Annotated in this window: 17 protein-coding genes and 1 pseudogene; 4 read left to right on the plus strand and 14 right to left on the minus strand. The window is 39.1% G+C overall.

What is annotated here, in order from left to right; translation table 11 throughout:
• Positions 1 to 10 precede the first annotated feature (10 nt).
• A complete protein-coding gene (gene gpmM, locus AACW75_RS23380) occupies positions 11 to 1543 on the minus strand; it encodes a 2,3-bisphosphoglycerate-independent phosphoglycerate mutase (RefSeq protein WP_237297529.1) in 1533 nt (510 codons plus the stop codon).
• 321 nt (positions 1544 to 1864) lie between these two features.
• On the opposite strand from gpmM, the gene AACW75_RS23385 reads away from it, so the two are divergent.
• Positions 1865 to 2866: a sugar transferase gene (locus AACW75_RS23385; protein WP_237297530.1), complete on the plus strand. Its 1002-nt coding sequence runs from the start codon at positions 1865 to 1867 to the stop codon at positions 2864 to 2866.
• Positions 2867 to 3151: 285 nt separating this feature from the next.
• Here AACW75_RS23385 and AACW75_RS23390 read toward each other — a convergent pair whose 3' ends face one another.
• The 3 genes from AACW75_RS23390 to galU form a co-directional block, all read right to left on the minus strand.
• A complete protein-coding gene (locus AACW75_RS23390) occupies positions 3152 to 3577 on the minus strand; it encodes a VanZ family protein (RefSeq protein WP_237297531.1) in 426 nt (141 codons plus the stop codon).
• Positions 3578 to 3719: 142 nt separating this feature from the next.
• Entirely contained in the window at positions 3720 to 4730 is a 1011-nt protein-coding gene (gene galE, locus AACW75_RS23395) for a UDP-glucose 4-epimerase GalE (protein WP_237297532.1), read from the minus strand.
• A 217-nt stretch (positions 4731 to 4947) separates the two neighbouring features.
• Positions 4948 to 5835 (minus strand): UTP--glucose-1-phosphate uridylyltransferase GalU, encoded by an 888-nt coding sequence (gene galU / locus AACW75_RS23400; RefSeq protein WP_237297533.1) that lies wholly within the window; start codon positions 5833 to 5835, stop codon positions 4948 to 4950.
• Positions 5836 to 5907: 72 nt separating this feature from the next.
• Here galU and AACW75_RS23405 point away from each other — a divergent pair.
• Positions 5908 to 6530, plus strand: a pseudogene (locus tag AACW75_RS23405) (sugar transferase); the annotation flags it as partial.
• Positions 6531 to 6622: 92 nt separating this feature from the next.
• On the opposite strand, the gene AACW75_RS23410 reads toward AACW75_RS23405, so the two are convergent.
• The 10 genes from AACW75_RS23410 to AACW75_RS23450 form a co-directional block, all read right to left on the minus strand.
• Positions 6623 to 7369, minus strand: a complete 747-nt coding sequence (locus tag AACW75_RS23410; protein WP_237297534.1) for a glycosyltransferase family 2 protein — start codon at positions 7367 to 7369, stop codon at positions 6623 to 6625.
• Entirely contained in the window at positions 7362 to 8585 is a 1224-nt protein-coding gene (locus AACW75_RS23415) for a lipopolysaccharide biosynthesis protein (protein WP_237297535.1), read from the minus strand. Before AACW75_RS23415 ends, AACW75_RS23410 begins: the two co-directional genes overlap by 8 nt.
• Entirely contained in the window at positions 8548 to 9612 is a 1065-nt protein-coding gene (locus tag AACW75_RS26610; RefSeq protein WP_445329526.1) for an EpsG family protein, read from the minus strand. Before AACW75_RS26610 ends, AACW75_RS23415 begins: the two co-directional genes overlap by 38 nt.
• Position 9613: 1 nt before the next feature.
• On the minus strand, positions 9614 to 10609 hold the full coding sequence (locus AACW75_RS23420; protein WP_237297536.1) for a glycosyltransferase family 52: 996 nt from the start codon (positions 10607 to 10609) through the stop codon (positions 9614 to 9616).
• On the minus strand, positions 10606 to 11688 hold the full coding sequence (locus AACW75_RS23425) for a glycosyltransferase family 4 protein (protein WP_237297537.1): 1083 nt from the start codon (positions 11686 to 11688) through the stop codon (positions 10606 to 10608). The genes AACW75_RS23420 and AACW75_RS23425 overlap by 4 nt, the downstream gene beginning before the upstream one ends.
• A 6-nt stretch (positions 11689 to 11694) precedes the next feature.
• Complete coding sequence (gene neuC, locus AACW75_RS23430; RefSeq protein WP_237297538.1) at positions 11695 to 12813, minus strand: UDP-N-acetylglucosamine 2-epimerase; 1119 nt, start codon at positions 12811 to 12813, stop codon at positions 11695 to 11697.
• 3 nt (positions 12814 to 12816) lie between these two features.
• On the minus strand, positions 12817 to 13860 hold the full coding sequence (locus tag AACW75_RS23435; RefSeq protein ID WP_237297539.1) for an N-acetylneuraminate synthase family protein: 1044 nt from the start codon (positions 13858 to 13860) through the stop codon (positions 12817 to 12819).
• Positions 13841 to 14593, minus strand: a complete 753-nt coding sequence (locus tag AACW75_RS23440; protein WP_237297540.1) for an acylneuraminate cytidylyltransferase family protein — start codon at positions 14591 to 14593, stop codon at positions 13841 to 13843. Before AACW75_RS23440 ends, AACW75_RS23435 begins: the two co-directional genes overlap by 20 nt.
• Positions 14594 to 14924: 331 nt before the next feature.
• A complete protein-coding gene (locus AACW75_RS23445) occupies positions 14925 to 15245 on the minus strand; it encodes a hypothetical protein (protein ID WP_237297541.1) in 321 nt (106 codons plus the stop codon).
• Between the two features lie 132 nt (positions 15246 to 15377).
• Positions 15378 to 16553 (minus strand): helix-turn-helix domain-containing protein, encoded by a 1176-nt coding sequence (locus tag AACW75_RS23450; protein WP_237297542.1) that lies wholly within the window; start codon positions 16551 to 16553, stop codon positions 15378 to 15380.
• A 287-nt stretch (positions 16554 to 16840) separates the two neighbouring features.
• Here AACW75_RS23450 and AACW75_RS23455 point away from each other — a divergent pair, with 287 nt between their 5' ends.
• A complete protein-coding gene (locus AACW75_RS23455) occupies positions 16841 to 17314 on the plus strand; it encodes a hypothetical protein (protein ID WP_237297543.1) in 474 nt (157 codons plus the stop codon).
• On the plus strand, positions 17266 to 17856 hold the full coding sequence (locus AACW75_RS23460; protein WP_237297544.1) for an N-acetylmuramoyl-L-alanine amidase: 591 nt from the start codon (positions 17266 to 17268) through the stop codon (positions 17854 to 17856). Before AACW75_RS23455 ends, AACW75_RS23460 begins: the two co-directional genes overlap by 49 nt.
• Positions 17857 to 17897: the final 41 nt, after the last annotated feature.

Here is a 17897-nt window from a genome sequence, read left to right on the forward strand (position 1 = left end):
TTAAACAGTACTACTTAACTAAAATATCACCTGACATTTCAGCTGGAATTGCGATACCAGACAGAGAAAGCATCGTTGGTGCTAAGTCAGACAGCTTGCCGCCTTCTTTGAACTCAACGTCTTTGCTGCCTACGTAGATAAGTGGCACTGGTAGGTTAGTGTGCGCCGTATGGATGCCGCCCGTTTCTGGGTTTACCATCATTTCCGCGTTACCGTGGTCTGCAGTGATAAGCAGTTGGCCATCGGCTTCTTTGATTGCTTCAACCACTTTACCAAGACATTCGTCTAACGACTCTACCGCTTTAACCGCTGCATCGTAAACACCAGTGTGGCCAACCATGTCACAGTTAGGGAAGTTACACACGATAGCGTCGTATTTGCCGCCTTTGATTGCTGCAACTAACTTTTCAGTCAGCTCTGGCGCGCTCATTTCTGGCTGTAGGTCGTACGTTGCTACTTTTGGAGAAGCAACAAGCTGACGCTCTTCACCTTCAAACTCATCTTCTTTACCGCCGTTGAAGAAGAAAGTCACGTGCGCGTATTTCTCTGTTTCAGAGATACGTAGCTGCGTTTTGCCTTCTTTCGATAGCCATTCACCGTAGGTGTTCTCTAGAGAAGCCGGTGGGAATGCACATAGAAGTGGGATGTCTGCTGCGTATTGAGTCAGCATCACGAAATCGATCGCTGGGAATACGTTACGCTCAAAACCGTCGAAGTTAGGCACGAACGCACGTGTGATTTCACGCGCACGGTCGGCACGGTAGTTCATGAAGATAACCGCATCGCCATCAACGATAGCGGCTGATTCTTCGCCTTCCGCTTTGATTTCAGTCGCTTTTACAAACTCATCGTTTTCATCACGAGCGTAAGCTGCTTCTAGGCCAGCAACCGCTGTATCAAACGTGAATTCACCTTTCGCTTCGGTAAGCAGGTCGTAAGATTCTTGAACGCGATCCCAGTTGTTATCACGGTCCATTGCGTAGTAACGACCAATAAGCGAAGCCACACGGCCTTTGCCTAATTTAGCGAATAGATCTTGGAAACGCGCTAATGTATTTTCTGCGCTACGTGGCGGTGTATCACGACCGTCTAGGAATGCGTGTAGGTAGATTTTCTCTGCGCCACGCTCTGCTGCCATTTCAACCGCTGCGTAGATGTGATCTTCATGAGAGTGAACGCCACCTGGAGACATAAGGCCCATGATGTGAACCGCTTTGTCTGCTTTAACCGCTTTATCAACAGCATTCACTAGCGCTTCAGTTTGAGCGAATTCGCCGTCTGCGATTGACTTAGTAATGCGCGTTAAATCTTGGTATACCACGCGACCCGCACCAATGTTGGTGTGACCCACTTCAGAGTTACCCATTTGGCCATCAGGTAGGCCTACATCTAAGCCAGAAGCCGAGATTAGCGTGTTAGGTTGGTTAGCAATAAGACCGTCTAATACAGGTGTATTAGCGTTCGCGATAGCGTTGTCTTGGTTGTCTTCACGGTAACCGTAACCGTCAAGGATCACTAGAGCCATTGGCTTCTTAGCTGACATAGGACTGACCTCGTTCAATTCAAAATAAATCGGTATAAAAACAAATTAGCGTAATTTTACTACAGTTTACAGTCAAAACTGTAGTGGAAGATCAAGAAAGGGCGCAGGTAGGAGGATCGGATATGAAAAAAAATGTCATTTTGTGTTTAAGGCTTAATAATCATTTTATATGACACTGGTTGAAATAACTGAGTAAATCATAATCAACAGCATGTACATTAGAGCACTTTTAACGTAAGATGCACGCAATTTCAAAGTCGCTATTGATATGTATACAACTTCGGCTAAATACCCCTTAAACAATTATAAAGCAAACTTATAATGAAAAACTCAGTTGCTCTAAAACAGACCCACACACCAGAACTTTCCGACATAGCTATTGAAACAGAGTCAGACCACCAGGCTCTACAAACTCTATCATCGGAAAGTAAATCTACACTTCACATATACGCGCCTGAATCATGTTTAGATATTCTTCATTCTGTTTTAGCTCGACATGACATTAAATACGATATCAATAACTACACCATCAGGGACTTTAAAGGTGAAACTTTATGTCACTTTAAAAGTGTGGAGCTTGATGAAGAGCACCGTACTTTTTTAATTGGTGCTACAGAGCTTGGTGCGTGGGTTGAGCCACTAGTGAGCTACTTTGATCGAACTCTTGGTTATACCGAGACGGAACTGCTCCACAGCGGATACTTTCTACACCAAAAAGCCTTTTCAATTCTTTCAAATAAGAGAAATGCAAACGAAAAACGCTTCATAGACTTATTGTTTGTTTTTATGATTGGCTTAATTGCCATCCCTATCGGGCTTTTGACTGCTGCATTAATCAAACTTGAATCACCAGGCCCTGTCTTTTTTAAACAGCGACGAACTGGCCAATACAACCAAGAGTTTGACGTTATCAAATTCCGCTCAATGCGTAACGACGCAGAAAAGAATGGTGCTCAGTGGGCAACCAAGAATGATGCTCGAGTAACCAAGGTCGGTAACTTTATTCGCAAGACACGTATTGATGAACTGCCACAGTTAATCAATGTGTATAAAGGTGAAATGTCGATGGTAGGCCCACGCCCTGAACGTGAGGTATTTATTGAGGATCTAGAAAAAGAGATTCCATACTACCGCTTTCGCCATGCAGTAAAACCCGGAGTAACAGGTTTAGCTCAAGTAAAATATCCATACGGTGCCTCTGTTGAAGACGCGGTTTGGAAGCATAAATTTGATGTTTACTACATTAAGCACCAGAACTGGCGTATGGAATTGAAGATTCTATTCTTAACCGTTAAGACCGTTGTTTTTGGAATGGGTCGCTAGTAGAAAATCTGATCGTTTCTATTAAAGGCATCAATATTAGTTTATTGATGCCTTTAACTTTATAAGCAACGTCAAATACGTGAGTGTCCTGTATTTTGAATTCGAGAACAAAGAACGGGCGAATCATCACCATTTCATTAATCTATTTTACTTCGGTCTTCCCCCGCCTTTCTTACAACCTTCGCCATTTAAAATGAATGCGCCATCGCATAAGTGCGTAATATCAAGAAGCTAGGTTTCTATCGATATGTGGGTTTCGTAAATCGTGCACTAAAAACATATTCATCAATTATCTAGGCATACAACCCGTGTTAAGCGAGGACGATATTTTTTGTATACCAAAGACACCCCATACGCGAACCCTAGCCCCGTGAGGTTAGCAAGCCAATCGTAAAAAGACGCATGACGCTCTACTTGGGTACCTTGCAATAATTCAATGCCCCCGCTCATGATCCAAAAACCAGTTAACGTCATGACAAAATAACGCTGAGGAAGCGCAACAAAAGTCGTAAGCCCTAAAACACAATACGCAAACGCATGTTTGATTTTATCGGCGCCCTCAAAGCTCATCACCGTGGCGGAATAACTCGGCGTAAGTGATAAATAAAAAATGCCGACCAATACACATAACAAAGCCAACTTGGTAGTTATCGAGACCATACGCGGAGAAAGCCAACTAGAAGAGAGCAAGACGGTCGATGTTTCATTCATTGACATAAATACTTAATTAGCTAATTGGTTAATGTATTGAGTATCATGATTGCTCGCCCATGACCAATGACTCATCAGACAAAAAAGGGGCGGCTTGAGCCGACCCTTTCACGAACGTCAATCGACACTCACGACAGAGCGACTATTGATACCCTTCAGGGTTTTTCGATTGCCAGCGCCACGTATCTTCGACCATCGTTTTCAGTGAGCGCGTAGCTTTCCAGCCAAGTACTTGTTCAGCATAACTGGGATCAGCCCAACATTCCGCAATGTCCCCTGCGCGACGCGGCAACACCTGATAAGGCACTGCGCGTTGTGAGGCCTGCTCAAACGCCGCAACCATTTCAAGCACGCTGTTACCTTGACCTGTGCCTAAGTTAAAGACATGCAAGCCTTGCTGGCTACCCACCGTATTTAACGCGGCTAAATGACCGTCAGCCAAATCAACCACGTGGATATAGTCGCGTACACCTGTGCCGTCTGTCGTGGGGTAATCATTACCAAACACACCGAGCCTATCGCGGCGGCCCACCGCCACTTGCGCGACAAATGGCAACAGGTTATTGGGAATACCTTGAGGATCTTCCCCCAGTAAACCCGACTCATGCGCACCAACAGGGTTAAAATAACGAAGGAGCGTAATGCTCCATTCTGGGTTCGCTTTATGAAAATCCGTTAAGCACTCTTCCACCATCAGCTTACTGCGCCCGTAAGGGTTAGTGGCCGACGTTGGAAAATCTTCGCGGATCGGCACCGAAGCCGGATCGCCATACACCGTTGCCGACGAACTAAAAATAATGCTCTTCACGCCAGCTTTATCCATCTCACTTACTAGGTTCAATGTCCCCGAGACGTTATTATCGTAATACATCAAGGGTTTTTCGACAGATTCTCCGACTGCTTTAAGGCCAGCAAAATGAATGACACCCGCGATATTATGCTCTGCAAAAATGGTTTGAAGAATGGCCGAGTCACGAATATCACCTTGATAGAAGACGGGCTTAGTACCTGAAACATGTTTTACACGGTCTAGCACCATTTCTTTGCTGTTGTAGAGGTTATCCAAAATAATGGGCGTGATTCCTGCCTCAATCATTTGAATGCAAGTATGACTACCAATGTAACCGGTACCACCAGTCACTAAAATCTTCATGTTCGTTCCTTATCTTTTTATCACCTTTCGCCGCGAAACCTACCAATGAGAAAACGGGACATACGCACTCGATTGTACATAAAATTCGGTTAAGCCCATTAATCTATTTAGGTACAACAAGAAAATTCTGCATTATTTTCAAATCAAGTAAGCGCGTAAATCAAAAAAGGGCTAGATATAAAACTAACTAGCCCTTCCTATTTGAATCCAAAAACCACTAAGCCGTTCCTGTGTCTTCAGCCACCTTCACGGTTGTTTTTTTAGCAAGCTCTGCACTTGGCTCTTTCTTATAAAACGTTTCAAAACAATGGTTAGTTGCTTCGATATACCCTTCTACGCTGCCGCAATCAAAACGTTGGCCTTTAAACTTATATGCAAGAACACAGCCTGATTTTGCTTGTTTTAGTAGTGCATCGGTAATTTGGATTTCACCACCTTTACCCGGCTCTGTTTGTTCAATCAGCTCAAAAATATCAGGGGTAAGTATATAACGACCAATGATCGCCAAATTACTTGGTGCAGTGCCAGGTTCAGGTTTTTCAACCATATCAACGATGCGGAAGATATCATCCTTTATCATCTCACCAGAAATCACGCCATATTTATGAGTTTCTGATTCTGGTACTTCTTGCACGGCGACAATTGAGCAGCGAAACTGTTTATACAATTCGACCATTTGTGCCAAAACACCTTGCTGCTCGTTAACACACAAATCATCAGCCAGTACCACAGCAAATGGTTCATCACCAACAAGTTCTCGACCCGTCAGAATAGCATGACCTAAGCCTTTCATCTCACGCTGGCGAATATAGATGTAGCTTGCAGAATCGATCAAGCCGCGAATATCATCCAACAAAGACTCTTTACTGGTGCCCATGATTTGATGTTCAAGTTCATAATTCTTATCAAAGTGATCCATCAACGAGTGTTTACCACGGCCTGTTACGATACACATGTCGCTCATGCCAGCTTGGATCGCTTCTTCAACACCATACTCAATCAGCGGTTTGTTCACCACTGGCATCATTTCTTTTGGCATAGATTTAGTAGCTGGTAGAAAACGAGTTCCGTAACCAGCCGCAGGGAAAATGCATTTTTTTATCATGTTTATTAATCTTTTAGTTACTGACGTGGTTTATATTATGCGTTAATTGGAGCAACAGAGCCTGGCATATGAGTTGAGCCATTAGTCAGCTACTTTGATGGAACGCTTGGCTATACAGAAACGGAACTGCTCAACAGCGGGTACTTTCTATACCAAAAAGCTTATTTCATTCTTTCAAATAAAAAATGAAATATGAAATATGAAAAACGCTTTATAAACCTACTCTTCGTGTTCATGATCGGCTTAATTACCGATTCCTATCGGGCTTTTCACCACTGCGTTAATGAAACTTGAATCACCTTTTTAAACAACGATGAACTGGCCAATACAATCAAGAATTTGAAGTTATCAAATTCCGTTCAATGCGTAACGACGCAGAAAAGAATGATGCTCGAGTAACTAAAGTCGGTAACTTTATTCGCAAGACACGTATTGATGAACGGCCACAGTTAATCAATGTGCACAAAGGTGAGATCTCGATGGTAGGTCCACGCCCTGAACGCGAGGTGTTTATTGAGGACCTAGAAAAAGAGATTCCATACTACCGCTATCGCCATGCAGTAAAGCCCGGAGTAACAGGTTTAGCTCAAGTAAAATACCCAGACGGCTCCTCTGTTGAAGACGCGGTTTGGAAGAATAAATTTGATATCTACTACTTAACTGCTAAGACTGTTGTTTTTGGAATGAGAAGGTAGTCATAGTTAATCTGATAGTAGCTATACCATCTTCTATCAAATTAACTACTTATCACATGTAAGTTAGAATCAACACTTGTATCCCAAGAAAATCAAATACGTTTCAAAATAGCGTTATAAACATATGACAACATTGCATTAATTTTTCTATTTCGTGACAAACCAACCTGTCTTTCTATTATCCTATAGTGCCATAGAGCTGATTTTAGTTTATTTGATGATAGAGAGTTACTACAAACTCGATATTGTGCAAGAGGCTCCTGAATTCCTTTAGAACTAACTTGTGACAAAATCCTCAACCACATATCATAATCTTCATGGCCTACATTATTTTGCATCACCAGTCCAACCACCTCTCGATTATAAATACCAGTAAGATTAGGAATGCAATTAGTTTTCAATTGATTAGCGTAGGTGACAACACCTCGACAGTTAATTTCATTAATCTTTTTACCAGATTCATCGATTCTGATGTAAGAGGAGTGGCTAGCGCCGAAACCACCAGAATCAAGGATGTTAACTTGAAGTTCCAACTTTCTTTCAAGCCAAATATCATCACTATCCAAAAATGCAATATATTTACCTTTAGATAGGTGCAGTGCTACATTCCTAGCATTTGCAGCACCATTTATAGAATTATTACGATACAATTTAATTCTACTATCCAAATTGCAATATTCATTAACTATATCTTCAGTACTATCTGTAGAGTTATCATTTATGACAATTAACTCCCAGAAAGAGTAAGATTGTAGTAAAACCGAATCAATGCTTTCTTTAATAAATCGTTCAGCATTATAAGCTGGCATAATAATAGAAACTAATTTATCCTCAAACATTACAACTAACCTTAAATTTCATCAAAAGATGCTTAACCACGAAAAAAACAATACTAAATGCAATCGCAGACGTTACTAGATTTGATATTATCGCACCATACACTAAATATTTGGTGACTAAAAAATAACTAAGTACAAGTTGAAAGACTGCACAAAAACAAACTTGGTATAATATATATTTTGTCTTTTCGAAGAAAACCACAACATTGTTCATTAACATTAGGCAAGAGCCTAACCAAAAAGAAAGCAAGAGATAAGGAATATAATCTAGTGCTTTATTATAACTATCATTAAAAAATATAGAGAACGATAGATTTATTATTGCATAGTAAAGTAAAGATGCAAAAAACAAAGTAATTGAAACAACGGTTACTTTATTAACTATGGACCGACCTTCACTCATATCTTTAAATAAAGACACCTGAAGAACTCTATTTATAGTAATGCAAACAACATTCAATACAGATGCAATTTGTAGGGACACAGCATAAAAACCCAACTCATCTGTAGAGACTAGAGTCTTAATGTAGACCTTATCGATGTTGCCTTTAGTCCAACTGGCTATGAGGGATAAGCATAGAGGAAAACAAAAATAAAAAACCAAGTCCAATTTTAGAAAATCATCTTTCTGAGGTCTTTTATAAAATTGAACATAAAACAAATACGATACAATACTAATAGTCAGGAAAGATACGATAATTAAACTTCCAATTCTCACATCTAACGTAGCTTGATAAAACTCAAACAACAATATTAACAATAAAAAGTTAAGCATACTATTTATTATCAAAATACAACCAGCTAAACTGTACCTATCGTTCAGTCGAAGCATTGTTGTATATATATTCAACAATGCGTTAGACAGACCGATCATGATTACATATGAATACTTACCAAAAACTGGATAACATATCAAGAAAATAAAAAAAGACAATACAGATATACAACAAAAAAACGCAGACATAGTCTTATAAAACTGTTCATTTTCTTCTTTATAAAACTTAGCTAGCATCCAACTATCAAAACCAAAACCAACTAAGAATCCATACAAAACATATAAAGAAACAAATATTTCCAACTCACCAAAATCACTAGGTTTAAAATAATTAGCGATATATATAATGGATATAAAAGGAAGTGCTTTATTAAGGACATCTGAAAAGAAATATATAATTTTATTATTTATATTTAACATCAATAAAAAGTCCATTTTCATAAGGTAGATAAGCCTTTTCTACAGAATGTCTCAAATCGGTATATATAAACTTATAATAACTAAAAGAAAAGTATAAAAAAAGAATTGCGAAGATAAGATATTTTTTAGTCTCATTAAAATTTAGGTATAGAACCCGACCAAGAATAAGCACACAAGAAATATTAGTAGAAAAAGTTAATCGATTAACCAAGACCCCATTATCCTTAAAAACCAGTGTTAACAAGAACATATATATGTATATGTTTTTTGAAAAGTTGCTAACTCTATCTTGTGAAATCACATTCCACATTGGGAGCAGTAGTAAAATAAAGCCAACCCGATACAGTTGAGCAATTATAGACATAGGTTCATTATATCGAGTAGAATAAGTCAATATTTTATTACCGACACCCGATACAATAGAAAAAGTTTCTAAAAATTTAATGACAATTGTTATTGGTTGAAGATAACCAACAATTAATGAAACCAAAATCAAGAGCATCATTCTATATACGGAAATATATTTACCACAAATAAAATATAGAGGTAAAAGTATTAATGCAGACGCGTGAAAAAAGGAACCTAATAAACAATATATCAAATACCGTTTAGGTGACTGATTGTTGTATATTGCTAGTGCCAAAAATGGCAATGATAATCCTTGCCTTATTGTCGATGTGAGAGGTACAAACATAAACAAAATAAAGCCAGATAATAATAAAACTTTCCCCTTCTCATTTTTTATAGCAATATAAAAAACACTAATTGACAGGAAATATAGGAAAAAAGAAAAAGTATTATATGATAGAATACTACCCCTAGCTAAGTTAAATAGCATATTAAATAGTGGTTCGAACCTTGTATCACTATAAGAATAAAACACATCTCTATATTCTGTATAGTCGGCACCGACCTCAAGCCGACCACCAATAAAAAGACAACTTATTATAATTAATACAAAAGCAAAATATTCATCCAAAATTTTATTTTTATACGAAAAAAATATAGTCAGTATAATAACCATGTGGAAAAGAATATATGGATACATATTAACTATACTCTATGTCCATATATTTTTCTTTCTCTATGTAGCTCTTCCTTATACTTCCTAATACTGAAACCATTCTTTCAGAGCCTATTGTTCCGTAAATGTCCACATTAACAGGGTAAGAAAAATTATAAGCAGATCCAGAACAAACTGTGCATACAGTATCAAACCTTACTGTAGTAAAATTAAGAATCTCTATAGGAAAAGAAGATTCTAGTACAACAAAGTCTCCAATACATTCCTCTTGATAATTAGTTTTATCTCTTGGGTGGGGCTTAATCACTACATGGCTATACTTATCAATAAAACCTTGATAAATCGAAATCTTATCCGACTCATCAATCATGCCATCCTCACTTAATGGTTGGGTCAATATTATTACATTAGCATAATCATCTATAGCTTTAACATTGAAAACATCAAATATATTTTGTTTGATATTCTCTGACAAATTAACAAAATTTGAATCTAAATCTAATTTTCTAACTTTTTCAGATATATCAGACGGAGACTTATTTGGATTCTGCAAATATACATTTTCGACGCTATCATGCCTTCCGTATCCAGCTGTAATACCAAGGATTTTCTTTATAAACTTATAATTAGGATAACCACCTACTAAATAATTACCATTTCCATGTTCATACAGATCTACTTTTTTTCCTGAATGTATAAACATTTGACCAATTACACTTTGATCTACGAATAAATTAACCTTATAGTCATCTGAGCAATATTCGCTCAATAATTTTTTTAAACTAAAAAAGCATCGGTAATGGAACGCTAATGCCTTTATGTATTTGTTTTGGTTTAATATTACAACTTGAAGTTGATCGACAAATTCAAGCTCAGATACTCTATTTATAAAGTCAGCATTTTCTTCGGCCCACTCTACTACAAAGCTACTCTTTATACCTTTATTTTTAAATAAGGTAGCAGCCTCGACTAGAGCCACAAAATGCTCCCATGTTGTTTTGCAAATAAAAACAACTTTCATGCAATCACCTTAGATAGTACTTTTTCCCAGGTTTTAGTTATTGAGGACATATTAAATTTACTAGTTGATAGCTTTGCACTCTTTCCCAACCTTTCACGTAACGAGTGATCTAGCATTACAGAGCGTAACCTAGATTTATACTCACTAAAATTTCGCTCTGGTATTAAATATCCATTTTCACTATCAATAATAATATCGGATGGACCGGTAGGACAATCAAATGCAATACAGGGCAATCCACACTCCATTGCTTCAATTAGCACCATGCCAAATCCTTCGAACCTTGAACTCATAACTAAAATATCTGAAGTAAGATATTCACCAACAATATTGTCAGTTTCCCCGCAAAGTTTTATATTATCAACGCCTAAATGAGTTATAAGTTTATCTAATTCACTTTTTTGATTACCAACACCATAAATATCAAGCTTCCAACCTGGTACTTTGATTTCAGAAAATAAAGTAATTAAATCGTCAAACCCTTTTTGATGCTCTAGCCTTCCAACCGCAATAATTCGTTTATTACATAAGTTACTAGAATCATGCGATTTTAACCATAAAGGGTTATAAATCTTCCTAACATTATTGTGCCATTTTGAATAATTTTCTCTATCAGATTCAGTCAAACATACAATCTCATCAACTGAATTATAAAGTTTCTTTCTTAGATACCTAATTGTATTAGAATAATAGTTATAATGAACATGTTCATAAGCAACCAAATTTGATTTACAGCGTGATAATATTAAAGATAATGCTATGGGAAAAGAATTAGCTACAACAGTATCATATACATGATTACGGAGATAACTCTTCAAAATTTTAATTTTTCTTAATAATTTGGTTACTCTAACAAATGATCCTGGCTCACCAGAATAGCTATCATACTCATCCAAATAATCAATTGACACATTAGCGTTTATTTTATAATTACACTTTGAGTTGGTCTTGTATAAGCTCAATATTGTTATATCATATATATTTGAATCAAGATTATTAGCTAAAGAAGTTACAACGCGTTCAATTCCACCTATATATGTAATGTCCGCAACAACAAACAGAACTTTCTCTTTATTCATATAACATTACCTATCTATAAATATTTTTTGCAAACTAATATCCCAAGTATCCTGCGTCTCAAGACTTTGAACAAAGTGGGTATTACTTTTTCCATCGCCAAATTCAACATGACTTTCGAAATTCATATTTTTTGCTTGTTGAATTGCTTCCAAAATATCTTGCTTATTATCAGTAACGTTTATAATGGACTTAGCATGTGATCTGTTGTTTTGTCTCAAACCAATATTAATAGAAGGTTTACCATAGAATGGAACCTCTCTAATTCCAGCACTAGAATTACCAATCATATATTTCGAATTTTTTAGTAAAGATAAGAAATATTCAAACCTAATACTTGGGAATACTTTAAATCGTATATTACCCTTAACACGCTCTAGTTCTTTTATTATAACTTCAGACCCATGATCATTATTGGGGTATATTACAATATAATTATCACCACTAGAAATTAAAGAATCTACAGCTTGTTTTATATCATCTTGCAATGAATCTAAATTTGTTGTGACTGGATGGTACATAAATATAGCGTAATTATCATAATCAATGTCATAGCGCTCTTTCGACTTTTTCAAACTTGGGAGGCTATTAGAAGTCATTATATCCAAATCTGGCGAGCCAATTACAAATATCGAGCTTTCTTTTTCACCTAATTGTAACAATCTTGATTTCGCTTTTTCATTAGCAACGTAGTGTAAATGAGACATTTTAGACACAGAATGTCGAATCAACTCATCAATAGTTCCTGATACTTCCCCACCTTCAATATGTGCTACTAATATGTTGTTCAATGCTCCCACAATTGCGCCGGCCATGGCCTCAACACGATCACCATGAACAACAATCATGTCAGGTTTGATTTCTTTAACATAATCAGAAAGTCCTGATATTGTTTTAGCTAAAACAATATCCATGGAATCATGTCCATTTTGATTTATGTATTTGTAGATTGATTTAAAGCCAGCCTTTTCTACTTCGTTTGCTGTCATACCATATTTTGCAATCATATGCATTCCAGTCACAAAAATATGGCTTTTGAATCCAGAGTGCTCTTCAACTTTAGTTATCAGACTCTTCAATTTACCAAAATCAGCACGAGTACCAGTCAAGAATAATATTTTCTTCATAATCTACTCGATATGTTCTTTTTTCAACTGGATATCTCTAGGTACAGCTTTAGTCACGACTTTACCCAACAAAGATTCATAGTCATCAGCTAAAAAATCACCTGTACCTGGACGCTTTACCCATAGGTTATCACTTGATAAAGTTTCGCCTTCTTGAATATCTGCAATAGTTACTACACTTGCGTATGCAAAATCGATAGTCACTTGCTCTTCTTTAGCTGCTTCTTTATTACCGCCTCGCATTTTCGCCATACGCGCTGATTGTTCAATTAACTCTGCGCACTCTTTTGCATCCATAGAGCAGCAAATATCAGGGCCAGGACGTTCTTTGCTGTCGGTAAAATGTCGTTCCAACACTGAGGCGCCAGCAGCTACAGCACCTAAACACGCGAGATTATCAATACTATGGTCCGAAAGACCTACAACTGCATCAGGAAAAGATTCTTGTAATTGCTCCATTGCTCCAATACGAATTAGATGATCTGGCGTAGGGTATAAATTGGTAGTATGCAATAGACAGAAAGGCGTTTGGTGCTTACGAAAAATCTTAACCGCTTTATCTATTGAAGGGATATCGTTCATACCGGTACTAAGAATGATTGGTTTACCAAAACTAGCAATCAAATCTAGTAGAGGGTAATTATTACATTCACCAGAACCAACCTTATAAGCAGGTACATTCATACGCTCTAAACGAAGAGCCGCAGCTCGTGAAAAAGGAGTACTAATAAAAATTGCTCCTTTTGATTCAACATATTCTTTTAGCTTCGTTTCATCAGCTTCATTGAGAGAGCAACGTTCCATAATTTCATAGATAGAAACATCCGCGTTACCAGGAATGACTTTCTTTGCTTCGCCGCTCATTTCATCTTCAACCACATGAGTTTGGTGTTTGATCACCTCAGCACCACCTTTAATAGCCGCATCTACCATTTCATATGCAACTTTAAGAGAACCTTCGTGGTTAATTCCAATCTCAGCTATAACTAGTGGGTCGTAGTCTAGGCCAATTTTTCGACCAGACATTTCAAATACAGGGGTTGTCATTACTTAATTCCTTCAATCTTTTTTCTACAATGTTCAAGTCTTCGATGGTGTCGATATCAGCTGAGTTAGCTTCAGACATTATATATGGGAAGACATTGGTTCTTGGGAAATGGTTTATTTTCTTAAATTCGGCAACGGAAAATGCATAAATAGCTCCGTTAGGTTGAAATGCTTTAGGTAAGTCTTGCCTACGCTCATAAGGTGCTTCATTACTATAAAGCCCGCTAATTGACCCGTCACTTGATTGGATATACGATTTAATTGGAGTATGTCCAGGCTCAAAAACACTAATGACAAGGGATGCATTACGTTCGGTATATTGAGTTAAGGCCTCACTCAAGTGAGTACAAGTGCGTAATGGTGACGTTGGCTGCAATAGAACCATGTCTTCAAATAGTTCCTGTCGTTCTGTTAGCCACTCAATAGCGTGTGAAATAACATCTATACTGCTTGCAGTATCATTAGCTAGATGCTCCGGTCTTTGTATTACTTTAGCGCCAAATTGCTTGCTTACTTCTGCAATCTCTGCGTCATCCGTAGAAACGTAGACTTCACTTACCAATCCACACTTTTGTGCAGCATTGATAGTCAAGCCAATTAATGGCGTACCATTAATTGGCAATACATTTTTACGCGGTAACCCTTTGGATCCACCTCTAGCTGTAATTAGCCCAACAAATTTTTTTTTCATAATGCCATAAGTTGATTTAACTGATATATCCATCTCAGCCATTAAAAGTTACTGAGACACTTTTTATACATTTTGAGACAGTCTATTTTAGACAATCTCTTATAAAACCTAGATTTTGCTAACTTTTTAAAAACGGCCCCAATAGGCAGCCAAAAAGCAGCCTTTTGTGGCGTTTAGCGCTTTTGACTTGCTAACTACTTACTTGCCAACTCTTGCATTTGGGTACGCTACCGCCCTTAGGTTTGGCTCCTAAAGGCAATAGTGGTAATTTGTTCGCTTTATGCGGTTTTCATACGGTTTTAATTTGCTGCGTATTCTAGCAAAGTAAGTGCATATTGACTAGTTTGGAATTTACCCTATTTGGACAAGCCTCTCACCACGCGTTAACCCAACGGAAGCATTGTACGTCTTGTAGATACTGAGTCCCTATGTGGTACCGGTTTTCTTGTGCTACATCGCAATAGCGCTTTTCTATATCAATAAAAATATTACCGTTGCGGTACAGCGACACGAAGCTCGAGTTGTTGTTCACAACCAATAAAGCTTTAATCTCTGGGCGTGTTAACCCTTGTGGGTAGTGGTTAACCAGCAGTTTCAAGAACTCGCCAATGCGCCCTTCCACTCGCGCTATCTCTTTATCTAAAATGGTTACTTTTTCTTTCGTTGTCAGTTTTTTTAGGCTGGTATCGTCCATGTTGCCTCTCCTAATTCTACTTTCGTTTCTTGACGTTTTTTGTCTGTATTCGCGTTTGGTCTACCTTAGCCTTTGGTATTCCTTTGCTTTGGGCTGTTTGAACAAGCGCTTAGTCTGTGAATAATCGAATGGTCACTGCTTAAAATCCGTGCCGGGCGATTTAGCTTGAACTAGGGCCTTGATACGTGCTTCGAACGGATTGGTGGTGCTTTTGGCTTTGTAGTCCGCTAGGGCCTGGGAGACAGGTGTGGGTTGTTTAGGTTCCATGGGGTTGGCATCCTGTATTGCTGTTTCGGAACCTATTGCTTTTGTGGAACTTATCGCTTGTGCGACTTTTTTAAGCTTCGCTGTTTCTCGTGATGTTGATGTAGAAGCCCTTGCAGGTTTACCCGTCCCTACTTGCTGAAAGACTGGCGATGAGTCTCGCTTTGCCTTCGCTTGGGCGCTTCTTCTTAGCCAGCCATTCACAAAGTGGCCAATGTGCTCAAACGGTTTGCGCTTATCGGGGTTGATGTATAGCCACGCTTGCATGGCATGCAGTTCTTGCAGCACATCTAACTTGGGGTAGGTGCGTTCTAATATGGTGGTGAACTCATGATAAATCGGCGCGCTGCCCTCTTTGGTGAGCAGGTGAATCACGGCTTCATTGTTGGTTTTGCTTTGGGAGGTGGAGGTGGAGGTCTCATGCTCTTCAGAACCGCTTGGAGGATCAAGAACATCAGTGTCACCCAAGATGCCGTTTTTCAAACTCAACTCTGTTTTATGTTCTTTATGAAAGATTATGTGTGCAGGATGATCACTCTCCGTGGTAGATCTTGAGTCACCCTGGAGGGTGTCTGAATGATCTGTTTTCTGCGCCTGTTTTGTTGTCTTTGTACGTTCTGTCTTCTGCGCATTTTCTGGGGAGGCTAGCGGTAAGCCTGTTTGTTCTGCATTGGTGTTATCTAGGTCGGTTTGATCATTTAGGTCTAGATCTCTGTCTTCTTGATCGAGAGCTATGGCTGCTTGGTCTAGATCTGTCTGCTGAATGTGGCTGTCGTTGGGTAGGCGCAGCTGATATATATTGCTGCGCTGGCGCCCTGAATCATCAAAGCGCTTTATCCGCTTCACAAAGCCTTGTTTTTCGAGCTCGTTAACGTGTCGTTTCACGGTTCTTACCGACACTTCGCAATATTGCGCCAAGTAATTTAGGGAAGGAAAACACACGCCGCGCGCGTCTGCATTGTCGGCCAATTTTAATAGCACCAACTTACTTATCGGTGAGCCAGTTTTTAATGGGATAAAAGAAAGAATAAGAGAAACACACATGGTTAACGCTCCTTGTTAAATGATCATTCGTACAGAAATCCATTGATATAAAGGGCATTAACAACACTTTTTGGCGCTTTGGGGGCAAAGGTAAGGCGAGATAAAAAGTAACAAAAAGTGTTTCTCCTGCTTGCTCTCATCGATATGCAACAACACCACCATCTAGACTGATAACCTTCGAAGCACCTCTCACTTTTTTGTGTTCCTCTGTTTTGGCGTTATTACCGTCAACCCCAATCAAGAATCTTGAAGTACATTGCCCTCCCCATGCAGCAATAAGGTGCTTAATGAAGGCGATAGTTTCTCTTTTTATTTCAGCGTACCAACCCGGAATGGCGAGCATCGAGTGCCGTGCTAACTTCCTCACTCAGTCACGTCAGCCGTTATTTTTTAGTGATAGTGATGGGTCTGGCCAAGTACTGAGCTATGAAGCCGGCGGTTATAAAGAAAGCCCAATGGACGATTGTTATTTTAATGAGGATGAATGCGGTGACGCCCCAAGCTATGAGGATATTTGTTGGATGATAAGCCGAGCACGGCGCGCCCAACCATTAGGTTATTGCGTGATGTATTTACGCTATGTAAGCCACCACTCTGGTTATGCCAAAACCGTAGCCACCAGTTTGCGACAACACATCGGATTGCACCCTAATTTAAAAGAATCGTTATCAACGTCTTTAATCGCCTATTTACAACAACACGAGGATTTATTTTGTCAAACACTCCACCAGCAACTGATCGAGTTCCACACCAGCCGTTAAAAGCGTCTGCTGATTCACAAAAACTGGCTGACTCGGAAGAGCGGGCTAGCACGGAAGAGCGAAGTCCTTCGTTAGAGCCTTGTTTTTCACTCGCGCCCTATTCCTTCAGTCTGGTTTCGGTTTTACTCCGTTTGCCTCATTGCCCGGCATTCTCATTTATTACGGTGCATTGCAGCGCCACGCCACCACAGCAAGATGTAGACGTAGCCGAGATTCGCCGATGGCATAAAAAGAAAGGCTGGCGCGATGTGGGGTATCACTTTGTTATTCGTCGCAATGGGGATGTCGAACTTGGCAGGCCACTGTCGCAAACCGGCGCGCATGTGAAAGGACACAACAAGGGCAATATTGGGATTTGTTTGGTCGGTGGCTGTAATGCCGAGCTGCAACCAGAAGATAACTTCACGCTTGCGCAGCGTAAGGCGCTGTTTGGTTTGATGGCTGCACTGCAAGAGCAGTTCTTGATTTCAGATGAGAATGTAAAGGGGCATAAGGATTGGGGCGTGAATAAGGCGTGTCCGGTTATAAGGATAAGAGCTTGAAGAGCAGATACGGGATGCGAGTAAACGAGATGCGAAAGGCT

It is taken from the genome of Vibrio sp. L3-7 (assembly GCF_963898195.1).
Lineage (GTDB): Bacteria > Pseudomonadota > Gammaproteobacteria > Enterobacterales > Vibrionaceae > Vibrio > Vibrio echinoideorum.

Excerpts from the sequence above, each read along its gene's own strand:
- AACW75_RS23390 (WP_237297531.1), bottom strand. The coding sequence starts at position 3,577 with ATGAATGAAACATCGACCGTCTTGCTCTCTTCTAGTTGGCTTTCTCCG.
- AACW75_RS23425 (WP_237297537.1), bottom strand. The coding sequence starts at position 11,688 with ATGAATAAAGAGAAAGTTCTGTTTGTTGTTGCGGACATTACATATATA.
- AACW75_RS23385 (WP_237297530.1), top strand. The coding sequence starts at position 1,865 with ATGAAAAACTCAGTTGCTCTAAAACAGACCCACACACCAGAACTTTCC.
- AACW75_RS23435 (WP_237297539.1), bottom strand. The coding sequence starts at position 13,860 with ATGACAACCCCTGTATTTGAAATGTCTGGTCGAAAAATTGGCCTAGAC.
- neuC (WP_237297538.1), bottom strand. The coding sequence starts at position 12,813 with ATGAAGAAAATATTATTCTTGACTGGTACTCGTGCTGATTTTGGTAAA.
- gpmM (WP_237297529.1), bottom strand. The coding sequence starts at position 1,543 with ATGTCAGCTAAGAAGCCAATGGCTCTAGTGATCCTTGACGGTTACGGT.
- AACW75_RS23455 (WP_237297543.1), top strand. The coding sequence starts at position 16,841 with ATGAAGGCGATAGTTTCTCTTTTTATTTCAGCGTACCAACCCGGAATG.
- AACW75_RS23440 (WP_237297540.1), bottom strand. The coding sequence starts at position 14,593 with ATGGCTGAGATGGATATATCAGTTAAATCAACTTATGGCATTATGAAA.
- AACW75_RS23415 (WP_237297535.1), bottom strand. The coding sequence starts at position 8,585 with ATGAAAATGGACTTTTTATTGATGTTAAATATAAATAATAAAATTATA.
- galU (WP_237297533.1), bottom strand. The coding sequence starts at position 5,835 with ATGATAAAAAAATGCATTTTCCCTGCGGCTGGTTACGGAACTCGTTTT.
- AACW75_RS23410 (WP_237297534.1), bottom strand. The coding sequence starts at position 7,369 with ATGTTTGAGGATAAATTAGTTTCTATTATTATGCCAGCTTATAATGCT.
- galE (WP_237297532.1), bottom strand. The coding sequence starts at position 4,730 with ATGAAGATTTTAGTGACTGGTGGTACCGGTTACATTGGTAGTCATACT.
- AACW75_RS23450 (WP_237297542.1), bottom strand. The coding sequence starts at position 16,553 with ATGTGTGTTTCTCTTATTCTTTCTTTTATCCCATTAAAAACTGGCTCA.
- AACW75_RS23445 (WP_237297541.1), bottom strand. The coding sequence starts at position 15,245 with ATGGACGATACCAGCCTAAAAAAACTGACAACGAAAGAAAAAGTAACC.
- AACW75_RS23420 (WP_237297536.1), bottom strand. The coding sequence starts at position 10,609 with ATGAAAGTTGTTTTTATTTGCAAAACAACATGGGAGCATTTTGTGGCT.
- AACW75_RS26610 (WP_445329526.1), bottom strand. The coding sequence starts at position 9,612 with ATGTATCCATATATTCTTTTCCACATGGTTATTATACTGACTATATTT.